At 43.4% G+C, this 12,349-nt stretch carries 9 protein-coding genes and 1 riboswitch; all 9 genes read right to left on the bottom strand.

Features of this window, described 5'->3' with window-relative positions; genetic code table 11:
- Positions 1 to 4 precede the first annotated feature (4 nt).
- Positions 5 to 2,329 carry a TonB-dependent receptor gene (locus tag GTK07_RS08840; protein ID WP_163634918.1) on the bottom strand — a complete coding sequence of 775 codons (2,325 nt, stop codon included), beginning with the start codon at positions 2,327 to 2,329 and terminating at the stop codon, positions 5 to 7.
- 65 nt (positions 2,330 to 2,394) lie between these two features.
- Positions 2,395 to 3,114, bottom strand: coding sequence for a response regulator transcription factor (locus tag GTK07_RS08835; protein WP_163634917.1), 720 nt, complete (start codon positions 3,112 to 3,114; stop codon positions 2,395 to 2,397).
- Positions 3,115 to 3,151: 37 nt separating this feature from the next.
- On the bottom strand, positions 3,152 to 4,222 hold the full coding sequence (locus GTK07_RS08830) for a serine hydrolase domain-containing protein (RefSeq protein WP_163634916.1): 1,071 nt from the start codon (positions 4,220 to 4,222) through the stop codon (positions 3,152 to 3,154).
- A gap of 82 nt (positions 4,223 to 4,304) precedes the next feature.
- Positions 4,305 to 5,111 carry a head GIN domain-containing protein gene (locus GTK07_RS08825; protein ID WP_163634915.1) on the bottom strand — a complete coding sequence of 269 codons (807 nt, stop codon included), beginning with the start codon at positions 5,109 to 5,111 and terminating at the stop codon, positions 4,305 to 4,307.
- A 38-nt stretch (positions 5,112 to 5,149) separates the two neighbouring features.
- Positions 5,150 to 6,247 carry an acyloxyacyl hydrolase gene (locus GTK07_RS08820; RefSeq protein WP_163634914.1) on the bottom strand — a complete coding sequence of 366 codons (1,098 nt, stop codon included), beginning with the start codon at positions 6,245 to 6,247 and terminating at the stop codon, positions 5,150 to 5,152.
- Positions 6,248 to 6,507: 260 nt separating this feature from the next.
- Entirely contained in the window at positions 6,508 to 7,461 is a 954-nt protein-coding gene (metF, locus tag GTK07_RS08815) for a methylenetetrahydrofolate reductase [NAD(P)H] (protein ID WP_163634913.1), read from the bottom strand.
- Positions 7,462 to 7,464: 3 nt separating this feature from the next.
- Positions 7,465 to 10,143 (bottom strand): methionine synthase, encoded by a 2,679-nt coding sequence (gene metH / locus GTK07_RS08810; RefSeq protein WP_163634912.1) that lies wholly within the window; start codon positions 10,141 to 10,143, stop codon positions 7,465 to 7,467.
- Positions 10,144 to 10,152: 9 nt separating this feature from the next.
- The gene (locus tag GTK07_RS08805) at positions 10,153 to 11,154 is read right to left on the bottom strand and encodes a homocysteine S-methyltransferase family protein (protein WP_163634911.1); all 1,002 of its coding nucleotides are present in this window, start codon (positions 11,152 to 11,154) and stop codon (positions 10,153 to 10,155) included.
- 116 nt (positions 11,155 to 11,270) lie between these two features.
- Positions 11,271 to 11,368: riboswitch (SAM riboswitch) on the bottom strand.
- 141 nt (positions 11,369 to 11,509) lie between these two features.
- Positions 11,510 to 12,271, bottom strand: coding sequence for an SDR family NAD(P)-dependent oxidoreductase (locus tag GTK07_RS08800; protein WP_163634910.1), 762 nt, complete (start codon positions 12,269 to 12,271; stop codon positions 11,510 to 11,512).
- Between the last annotated feature and the right edge of the window lie 78 nt (positions 12,272 to 12,349).

The following is a 12,349-nucleotide window of genomic DNA, read 5'->3' as shown; positions in this document are numbered from 1 at the left end:
TCTCCTATTTAATCCGGTCCAAATTATCATCCACGTCCTTGTTTTTGAACTTGGATGAGGCGTTGTCCCCAAACGTATATTTCATCGAAAAAGCAATTTCCCTGGCATCGGCAAAATAGGTTCCGTTGGCCTCTACCCCGTTAATGGCATAGCTTTCTTCAAAATTCATCGCTTTGGTCATATCGTTCAAACGGATGGCACATTGAAACTTGTTAAAAAAAGTTTTTGTGACCGAAGCGTTGAGCACCAGCATGGCATTTCGGGTATACACCCCTTCGTTGCGCTCCGTCATCATCCATCCCCCGAAAGAAACAATGGTATCCTTGGCCACCTTTAATTGTTGGTCCGTATAGGCATATAGAAAGGGTTTGGCCGTAGTCAAAATGGCAGATGCATCTTTATTTTTATTGTAATTAAAACTCACGGAAGTAGTGGATGTCCATATCTTATAGGAAAACGGTAAGGTGACCCCCACATAAAAACCCGATTCCTTTTCCAGATTGATCGGTGATAAAGTCGCTATCGTATCCATCGGGTCATAACTGATGGCGTAATATGATGGATTTTCCTTTTGATACACTTCCAGAAAAAAGGACTTGCTTTTCCATTGCAGGTTCGAAGAGATCCGCTGGGTTATGGTCGGTAGCAGGTTGATATTGTTGGTAGATTCCAAAAACGGGTTGATGAAAACCGAAACGGAGCTTGTACGGGAAAAATCAGGTCTGGTAATGCTTCGGGAATAGTTCAATGAAAAGGTCTTGGTGCTGTCCACCTTTACATTGAGGCCAGCCTTCGGGAAAATTTTGGTGTTCTTTCTGTTTATTGCAGGACTGGTTTCATTGTTCAGGGTACCGTTTACTTCATTATGTTCCACCCGAGCCCCAATATTCACGTCTAGCTTGTCAGTGAGGTTTGAACTAAAGTTCAAGTAGGATGCATACAGCTTTTCATTGTAATCGTAATCAACGGCCTCTTCTTGCGGTGGATCCACTTGCAGCACGTTGGAATATGCATTGGCCCTCGCCTCGTTCCAACTCACCCCAAATTCACTTTTTACATGTTCGGAAACCGTATGTTCCACATCCATACGGGCGGCCAGAGACCCTATTTGGTACTCCTGGTACCTGGACTGGTCCAAAGAAAATCCCTCATCATTATAATTGTTGAAAATATCGGTATCCAATTTTTGTGAGAAGGACGAATATTGGATTCCCGTGAACAGGTTCCAATCAGCGGCTATCTTTTTGTTGAAATTAAAATTACCGCTAAAATAATGCCGACGGTTATCGTTCTTGGGTTCGGATAGTACTTCGTCTTCTTGGTTTCCATCCCTCACAAAGGTGGTCGTCTCAAAATCGGCATCATCGGTTTGCAATCGGTAAGTGGTATTGAAAGACAGGTAATCACTATCGTTAATGGGATAATAGAACCCAAGTCCCGTGTTGACCTGTACCCTGTGGTTATCTGGAATAAGCACCAGATAATCCGAATAAATGTCCTCCTCCGGAATGGCAAACGCAAACGTATTGCTTTCCCATTGCCCAATTGCATTATAATTGAGATTGCCGCGTAGGTTCCATTTTCCATTGGAAAAACTTCCATTGGAACTTAGATAATTGTTGGTGTTCTGTCTGAAGGACAACGTTTCACCGAGAGTCAACATAGTTCCTTTGTCCGTATTCTTTTTGAGGTGGATCACAATCACGGCCTGCCCCTCCGCCTCATATTTGGGCGATGGATTATTGATGAGTTCTATGCTTTCCATACTATCTACCGACAGTCCCAAAAATTCATCCAAGGTTATGCGCTGGTTCCCCAGATAAATCAGTGGGGTTCCCCTTGCAATAACGGAAATGGACTCCCTGTCCGGTGAAATTTGAATGTTGGGCAGCTTTGAAAGCACTTCCAAGGGGTCTACTATGGAAGAGAAAATGGGATTCTGCACATCAATCTTCAAATTTCCGTTGGCATTGGTGATTGGACTCTTCAAGGCCGTTATTTCTACATCCTCCAGCTCGGTCACTTCCTCTTCAAGCTGCAAGGACACCTCACGGTTTTCTCTCATATTCAATTGTTGGGAATGCTTTTTATATCCCAAAGCAGAAACTTCCAACCAAAATTCCCCTTCGGAAACTTTATTGAACAGAAATACCCCATCAACCAAAGTGGTATACACAATTAAGTTTTCCTTGTTAGCATCGAACAACAAAACGTCGCCGATAGGTATGGGCCTATCTTGACCATCAAAAACCTTTCCTTTTAAAATGAATTGTTCTTGACCAAATGCGGAAAGGTAACACACAAGAAAAAACCAGAGTAGATGTTTCAAAACCGTTCAATTTTGAAACAAATTAAACGGGTAAACAGGCCTATAGAAAGCCAGATTGGTCTGAATTAGGTGCTAGCACCCGTACTATTTTCGAGGAGTTCCCGTCTATTGGAAATGTTCAATTTACCATAGATGCTGGTAATATGGCTCTTTACGGTGCTCAAGCTTATAAAAAGTTCATTGGCGATTTCCTTATTGCTTTTGCCCTGTATAATCAGGTTGCGCACCATGGTTTCCTGTTTGCTGAGTTCGGGCAAAATGGTTTTGTCCTGCCTTTTTCTTTGCTGAAATATCATGTAACCCAAAAATGCGACAAGGAGGACCAAGCCGATGTTCACCCACCTGCTTAGTTGTAAACTCCCATTCAAGGTTTCTTGGTTCAAGTATGCCATTTTCTCCTCCAAAAAAAGGTACTCCAAGGGTGGAATATCACTTTCTTTCAGCTTTTCCAACAATGTGGTATAGTACGAGGTATTTTCGGCGATATCCCTGCTCAAAAGATTTTTTTCCTCCAAAACCTTCATGGCCACGAGCTTTACCCTTAAAATATTCAACGAGTCCCGGGCATACCCTGTCAATTGGTTTTCATTATCCGTTTTTGATAGCTGGGAGGATTGTAGTTGGGCCTCAAAAGATTTGAACTTTTTCCATTCCCTTAAGCTTAAGCTATGTTGGACACTATCGGTCGTAATCATTGCCGTTTCAAAAGACAAACTTTCCCCGGCATGGAGACTTCCCATCAGCAATAGGAAAAACAATGGAACCAAATAATGCAAACGCCTCAAGATTGGTAGTCTATTTTGAATTAAATTTCAACAAAAATCATGAAGTTCCCAAATCCAATGCAGTATCAATGGCCTCATCCAAAAAAGGTTGCACTTTGGGATCAGTACAATTGATCAAGATGGAAATTACTTTTTCTTCTTGGGGATAGATAAAAAGGTTGGTATAAGCGCCTACACTATTGCCCACATGTCCCACAAAATCCCTTCCCGCCGCATCTCGGCTCACCTGAAAGCCCAAACCATAATAAGTTGGCTTGCCATTTACCATTTGGGAAGTCAATATTTGGTCATACGTTTCCTTTTTCAGCAACTTACGCTCTAAAATGGCCTGACCGAGTTGGGCAATATCGTCACTGGTGGACAGAAATCCGCCTCCTGCCAGTTTATAAGCATTGTTCACCTCAACGGCTTTTTTAAAACACAAGGATCGTTTGGTATAAAAACTGGCGGTTTTGAAATGGTTATGTTCTGCAGTAAAAGTGGCGTTCAATTCCAAGGGAACCAATACCTTTTCTTGCACATAATTTTGGAACGGAATACCGCAGGCCTCTTGCATGGCCAAGGAAAGGAGTACAAAATCAAAACTATTGTAGAGATACCCTTTACCCGGCTTAAATTCCAAAGGATCTTTTTGAAACACCTCAATGCTGTTCTTGATGCAAAAATCTTGGTTCAGGGCAAATTCCTTTCCCCTGTAACCTCGAATCCCAGCTGTATGTCCGGCTAATTGTCGTAACGTAAAATCGTATTCTTTCTTGGGGTAGTAGGGCACATACTTATAAAATGAAGCATCCAAATCGATTAAACCTTCCTCCATCATTTTGCCTAAGGCCAGTGCCGTGATGCATTTAGAAATACTGGCAATCCTAAAGATGGTATGTTTGGGGTCAATTCGAGACCTATCCTCCAAATGGGCAAAGCCATATCCTTTTTGAAGCATGATTTCCCCTTTGTCCAAAATAGTGACCCCCAATCCAGGTACTTTTTTTTCGGCCACCAGATTATGGAACTGGGCATCGGCTTTTTCAATCCCTGAAAGCCCATCCAGTGATTTGACCTTTGGGTAGGGAGAAAATAGACATTTAATAAAGGGAAAAAGGCCTTTCAAGCGAATCCGATTTTGGTACATCAAAGGTACCTAGAAATCCACTGGATTCTATGGATTTATGTCATAGTTTGGACGGGGATCCTCAATCTTGGAAAATGAGTCGGCCATTGTACAATTGTTCCACATCAACCTCAGGAGGTCTATTGACACTGATCACGTCCCCCGTGCCCCTAATGACACCTCTGATCCGTTGTTGGGGGTTAACATAGACATCATTGGTGCCCCTATGATCAATGGAAACCGAATTGGCCACTAGGTCTTCAGCCTCAATCCTGGAATCCCCAGCAGCAACAACTATATTAAAATTATTCGTATTGCCCTTCAATTTAAAATAGGCAATTCCATTTACCACAATACTCACCGTTGACGAATTCAACTCCAAATCGAAGGAACCGTCCGTAGTCTCCGTTTCGGGATTTGTATAACTTTCCGATTTAAGGGAGATACTTGGATAATCCAATACGCCTTCGCTGGAAATCGGCAGGCCCGTACTGCTGCGGATTTCGGTAATATTGGGTGAGGTCACATAAATTGTGGTCAAACCGTATTCCCGAACATAGTTACAGCTATTTTCATTCCGTAGAATCAATCTACCTTCCTCCACCTCAACGGAAACATCGTTGAGCAAATATTCGCCCGTTTCGATTTCTACCTTTTGTTCATCCCCTTGTTTCAATACCACCTTTACGTTTTCAAAAACGGTCATGGTGGTGAATTCGGGAACATCTACAGGTACCCGAACCAAATCCCCGGCATTTTGAAAGCAATCGGGAACATTATCGCCGTTGCAGGAATTCAAGATCAGTATGAAAAGTAGCACAAATAACCTCTTGAAAGCTCCAACCACTGCGGTCAGGATGCCATTTCTAGAGGTGACACTATTTATCATAAGTAACCTTCTCAATTCTATCATCTCAAATCTCAATACTATAGTCTAACCCCAATTCCCAATTCAACAGCTTCAGCCTTGGCACCATGGGATTTTAAGGTGAGGGCTCCAAAAATTTTGTCCCCAAAATAGCGCTTCATCCCAATACGGTTATACATACGTCCTTCAAAATCGAAAGGATAATATACATAATATCCCAATTGGGCCACCACGCTCATCTTGTTCACAAACAACTCATGCCCCAAGAACACACCCACCCTCTTGTAATCGGTGTCAGGATCTACATCCAGTTCGGGAAAAGCTATGGACTGATACCGAATCAATTCCTTTAGAAAATTGGAAAAGAAAACGTCGGTTCCCAATTGTATGGCACTTCGTTTGCCCAAACGCTTGTCGGCATAGGCTGAAACAATCGCAAACCCATATCGCCCCATATTGATGACATCGCTTTCATTAGCCCCTCCACGCAACACCAAATTATAACGAACAGGCTCATTGATTATCCCTTTTGATTCCGGATGCAGGTACTCGTAGGTGGTATCGCTGTCCAGTTCATAGGACAGTCCAAAGTTGACCGCAAAGGTATTGGTGGATGTATTGGGAGCCTTAAAATTGGCATTGGAATAATGGATGAACGAAACACCGGCATCCAAACCCAAACCGGCCACTAAATTCTTGTGATAGTTAAGCATCAATACGGTACTGCTCAAAATATGGCTCCCGTAGGCATTGTTCCTGAAATTTTCATCTTTGTCGTACGGATTGGTATTGTAAGCCAGTCCTTGCGCTACACGCAATTGCACTTTCCTATTGAAAAAATAAAAATTATAGTGTCCATACAGACCATAGTGTTTCCCGAGGGTGGCATTGTTGGTGTTCTGGTACACAAACGTGAAGCCTGTATCGGGGTATCCAAAATCGGCTTCCCATTCCTTATCGCCATAGGTTTTACGACTGATTCCCAAAATTAGACCCCCCGGGTGTTCCGTGATCAGGTGGGAAATATCAGGGTTGTGCAACAGAATAGATCCGTAAAACTGATGGGCATCCAACACGAACTTTTTGGGAACTTCCCTACTCTGGGAAAATCCAAAAAATGAAAACAGGGCGAAAATCAGGCAAAGTAGGTACCTCATGGGGCACTAAAGTAGGGAAATAAAAAAACACCCTTACTCATCGAATTGAAAATTACCACGAAAGATTACCCTGTCTTTCTAAACAAAGCAGAGAATCCAACCTATCTGGCAATCACCTCCACCTATTATTTTTTTTGAGATTCTTCGTCAGTATACTTCTTCAGAATGACTATTACTGTTGCTTTTTTTTCAATAAAAGCATAGCGGGAATATCATTCTGAACGGAGTGAAGAATCTCCACAGTTTTTTAATGTACCCTACTAAAAAAGCTCCTTGGCTATGTCCTTGATATTATCCGATTTCCCCATGGAGTAATAATGTAGTACTGGAACACCCGCCGCCTTTAACTCCTTGGATTGTTGAATGGCCCACTCTACCCCTACTTTCCGAACATCCTGATTGGTCTTGCAGGCTTCCACGGCTTCGATCAATTCTTGCGGGATGTCCACTCGAAATACCTGTGGCAACAACTGTAGGTGTTGCTTTACGGCTATAGGTTTTATGCCTGGTATAATCGGCACATAAATATCCATTTCACGCGCTGCCTCCACAAAAGCAAAGAACTTTTTATTGTCGAAGAACATTTGGGTCACCACGTAATCGGCTCCCAATTCCACTTTTTCCTTCAACCGTTTCAAATCAGATTGAAGGGAAGGGGCTTCCATATGTTTTTCAGGATAACCAGCTACACCAATGCAGAAATCACCCATTTCATGGCCTTCAATGACTTCATGTAAATAGTTGCCTTGGTTGATATCATGGATTTGCTTTACCAACTCGGCAGCATATTGATGACCTCCCTGAGTGGGAATAAAATATTTTTCTTCTTTTCTGGCATCTCCCCTCAATGCCATGACGTTTTCAATTTCCAAATACTGACAGTCCACCAAAAGGTACTCGGTCTCTTCCTTGGTAAATCCCCCACACAACACATGAGGAACGGTATCCACATCATATTTATGCTTTAAAGAAGCACAAATTCCCAATGTTCCGGGGCGCGTACGGGTCAGTTTTTTATCCAACAACCCGTCTTTCTCCTTGTAAATGTATTCTTCACGTGAGGTGGTCACATCTATAAAAGGGGGTTTGAACTCCATCAAAGGGTCAATGTTGTTATATAGTTCTTGGATACTTTTACCCTTCACTGGTGGCACAATCTCGAAACTGAACAATGTTTCCCCTTTGGCGTTTCTTATATGGTCCGTAATTTTCATTGGTTAATTGTCTGCTATGTTGGGAGCCAGCCACTTTTGGGCTTCCTCCAAAGTTATTTCTTTTCTTTTTGCAAAATCGGCTACTTGATCTTCAGTCATCTTACCCATACCAAAATATTTGGCCTGAGGATGTGCAAAATAATATCCACTAACGCTTGCCGCTGGCCACATGGCCAAACTCTCCGTTAATTTTACCCCGATTTTTTCCTCTACATCCAACAATTCCCAAATGGTCAATTTTTCCAAATGGTCCGGACATGCTGGATAACCGGGTGCGGGACGGATTCCTTGATACTTTTCATCGATAAGGGCCGAATTGTCCAAGTTTTCATTTTGGGCATACCCCCAATATGTTGTTCTAACTTCTCTGTGGAGATATTCCGCAAAAGCTTCCGCCAAACGATCGGCCAAAGCTTTTATCATGATGGAATTGTAGTCATCATGGTTCCTTTCGAATTCAGTGGCCAACTCTTGCGTCCCAAAACCAGTACTGACACAGAAGAATCCCATATAATCCTGAATACCAGAATTCTTCGGCGCAATGAAATCCGCCAAGGCGATGTTCGGCACTCCTTCCCTCTTTTTCAATTGTTGACGAAGCGTTCTGAAAATGAAGGTTTTCCCATTATTTTCAACTTCAATATCATCTTCATCAATTTGATTGGCAGGGAACAATCCAAAAATGGCCTTTCCCTTCAACAATTTTTCATTCAAAACCTTTTTCAACAGTTCTTGGGCATCCTTAAAAAGTTCGGTCGCTTGTTTGCCTACTACCTCATCGGTCAAAATATCCGGATACTTGCCATGAAGGTCCCAACTTCTGAAAAACGGGGTCCAATCAATATAATCCGTTAGCAACCTCAAATCAAAATCTTCCAACACCTCAATGCCCAATTGCTTTGGTCTTTTGATGTCGGACGGATTCCAGTCAATCTGCAATTTATTGGCCCGAGCTTCTTCCAAAGTCAAATAGTCCTTTTGCTTGCCCCGGTTCAAAAACTTATCCCGAAAACTCTCGTAATCCAACTTGATGTTATTCTTGTATGTAGCCGAAGTTTCCTTCTGCAACAAATCGCCCACTACGGTCACCGCACGTGATGCATCGTTTACATGCACCACCGAATGACTGTATTGCGGGTCTATTTTTACAGCTGTATGGGCCTTGCTTGTGGTGGCACCCCCGATCAATAACGGCACTTTAAAATTTTGGCGTTCCATTTCCTTGGCCAGGAACACCATTTCATCCAATGACGGGGTAATTAAACCGCTTAGACCGATAATATCCACCTGTTCTTCCTTGGCCTTGTTGATGATCTTTTCGGGTGGGACCATCACCCCCAAATCCACAATTTCATAATTATTGCAGGCCAATACCACGCTGACAATGTTCTTTCCAATATCGTGGACATCTCCTTTTACAGTGGCCATCAATATTTTTCCAGCCGCCTTGGATTTTTTATCCTTGGATGCTTCAATATAAGGTGTTAGGTATGCCACGGCCTTTTTCATGACACGAGCAGATTTTACTACTTGGGGCAAAAACATTTTACCGCTTCCAAACAGATCCCCTACCACGTTCATTCCGGTCATTAAGTTGCCCTCGATTACCTGTAAGGGCATTGGTGCTTTTTGGCGGGCTTCCTCCACATCTTCAATGATGTATTGATCTATCCCCTTTACCAAGGCCCGGGTAATACGGTCTTGAAGCGGTTCCTGTCTCCATGAAAGATCTACTTTGCTTTCTTTTATAGTCCCGACCACGGTCTCGGCAAAATCCAATAAGCGTTCGGTGGCATCCTCGCGTCTATCGAGCAACACGTCCTCCACGTGCTCCAGTAAATCCTTGGGAATATCGTCATACACCTCCAACATGGTCGGATTGACGATTCCCATGTTCATACCCGCCTGAATGGCATGGTACAAAAATGCCGAATGCATGGCTTCGCGGACTGTATTATTTCCACGGAACGAAAAGGAAACGTTGCTCACCCCACCGCTGACGCTGCAATACGGTAAATTGGTTCGAACCCATCGCGTTGCTTCGATAAAATCGATGGCATTCCGGCGGTGTTCTTCCATGCCTGTCGCTACAGGGAAAATATTCAAATCGAAGATGATATCCTCTGGTGCAAACTTTACTTTGTTCACCAAAATGTCGTAGGAACGCTTTGCGATTTCAATCCTGCGTTCATAATTATCTGCCTGACCTACTTCATCAAAAGCCATGACGATGACCGCGGCACCATAGCGCTTGATCAATTTGGCATGATGGATAAATTGTTCCTCACCTTCCTTCAAACTGATGGAATTCACCACGCATTTGCCCTGCACCACTTGAAGACCCGCCTCAATAATTTCCCATTTAGAACTATCGATCATGATGGGCACACGGGCAATATCAGGTTCGGAAACGATCAGGTTCAAAAACTTGACCATGGCCTCTTTTCCATCGATCAGACCATCGTCCATATTCACATCAATGATCTGCGCCCCACCCTCTACTTGGTTACGGGCAATGGCCAGAGCCTCATCAAACTTTTCTTCTTTAATGAGCCTTAAAAAAATTTTGGAACCGGCCACATTGGTACGTTCCCCCACGTTAATGAAATTGCTTTCGGGGGTTACGACCAAGGGCTCGAGACCTGATAATCGTAAAAAGCGTTCTTGGTTGTTCGTTGCCATAATCTAAAACTATGCTGGAGTCAAAAGATTCCTCGGTTTGTAATCCTTCACAATATTGGCGATTGCCTTAATATGTTCAGGTGTTGTTCCACAGCAGCCACCCACAATATTCACCAGTCTTTTTTCCACATATTCCTTGATTTGTGCGGCCATCTGTTCCGGGGTTTCATCGTATTCCCCAAAAGCATTGGGCAATCCTGCATTGGGGTGGGCTGACGTGGCAAATCCCGACTTTGCGGAAATCACCTCTAAATGGGGCACCAACTGCTTGGCTCCAAGCGCACAATTGAATCCCACCGATAAAATCGGAATGTGGGAAACCGATATCAAAAATGCTTCGGCTGTCTGTCCTGATAAGGTTCTACCCGAAGCATCGGTAATAGTACCACTCACCATGATGGGTACTTCAATATTCCGTTCATCCTTAACCTCTTCAATGGCAAAAAGGGCCGCCTTGGCATTTAGGGTGTCAAAGATGGTTTCCACCAATAAAATATCAGCGCCCCCATCCAACAAAGCTTCTACTTGCTCTTTATACGCTTTTCTAAGTTCATCAAAGGAAACGGCACGGTACCCGGGGTCGTTCACATCGGGCGACATACTTGCCGTTTTGTTGGTGGGACCTATGCTCCCTGCCACAAACCGTGGTTTGCTCGGATCTTTTTTAGTGAATTCGTCCGCAACTTGTTTGGCAATCTTGGCGGATTCAAAATTCAGTTCATATACTAATGCTTCCATGCCATAATCGGCCATGGCGATGGTGGTACCGGAAAAGGTATTGGTCTCGATAATGTCCGCACCTGCTTCCAAATAAGCTCTATGGACATCTGCAATGGCCTGCGGTTGGGTCAAAGACAATAGATCATTGTTACCCTTCAGGTCACTGGGCCAATCCTTGAAACGTTCTCCCCTAAAATCCTCCTCTTCGAATTTATAGCGTTGCAACATGGTGCCCATGGCTCCATCCAATACCAAAATCCGTCTCTTTAAAATGTCCTCAATTTTTTCCATAGTACAATTCCCTTTACAAACAATAGGATGCAAGGGTATCAAGAAAAGTGTGGAAATACTTTGAATTCTTTCGTTATCCTTCCCTTTTGGCAGGATATTGCTCCGTACCTTCCTGAGCATCATTCAGGATAAGGGTAGAATGTAGCACCTTCTCGGAAGTCGAGGGTTGCTAAGGCTTCAAAGGGTCCAATCCCTCCACCTTTCTTGATAACACTTTCAACTTATTAATGAACTGAACTGCAAAGAAACGGCTCTCCCTACTGAAAAGCAAAAAATGGACCTTGATTTTTACATTTCCAACAATAAAAAAACGGGTTGAAAAATCAACCCGTTTTTAAATGCGGTTTGTTATTTTCTAAATCATCATACCACCGGAGACCTCAATGCGTTGACCGTTGACCCATTTGGCATCCTCGGTGCACAAAAAGGCAACCACACCACCAATATCACTGGGAATACCTACGCGACCCAAGGCGGTGAAATTGGCAATGGCTGCTCTTTTGCCCTCATCGGTCTTGTTGGTACCACCACCAAAGTCGGTTTCGATGGCGCCCGGAGCGACCACATTCGACCTAATTTTTCTGGCCCCAAGCTCTTTGGCTTGATATCTGGTAAGTGTTTCCATGGCTGCTTTCAAGGCTCCATAAACCGAATATCCTGGGAAAGAGAACCGAGCCAATCCACTGGAAATATTCACGATACCTCCACCATCTGCCATAATGGGCAACAACTTTTGGGTCAGGAAAAATGCCCCTTTGAAATGGATATCCACCAAAGTATCGAACTGATCCTCAGTGGTCTCTGCAATCATGGCATTGATCCCTATTCCTGCGTTATTGATCAAATAATCGATGTAGTCCGCTCCAAAATGAGAGTCGATCACTTTCTTGACCTGATCCACAAAGACGTCAAAACTGCCTACTTGAGACACATCCAATTGCAACGCATAGGCTTTTTGACCCAAACTTTCAATTTCCTGAACGGTTTTGTCCGCCTCTACCTTATTGCTTTGGTAGGTCAAGACCACATCCAACCCTTTTTTGGCCAAGTTGATGGCCATATTTTCTCCGAGGCCTCTACTGCCTCCGGTCACTAATGCTATTTTACTTTTTGCCATTTTTTTTGATTTTTGATTAGGGTACAAAGTTCTGAAACAAGTGACCTTGATGGATTGCGAGCATCAATCCATTTTTTG

Source organism: Flagellimonas sediminis (assembly GCF_010500845.1).
GTDB lineage: Bacteria > Bacteroidota > Bacteroidia > Flavobacteriales > Flavobacteriaceae > Flagellimonas > Flagellimonas sediminis.
This window is presented reverse-complemented; position numbering and strand designations above follow the sequence as displayed.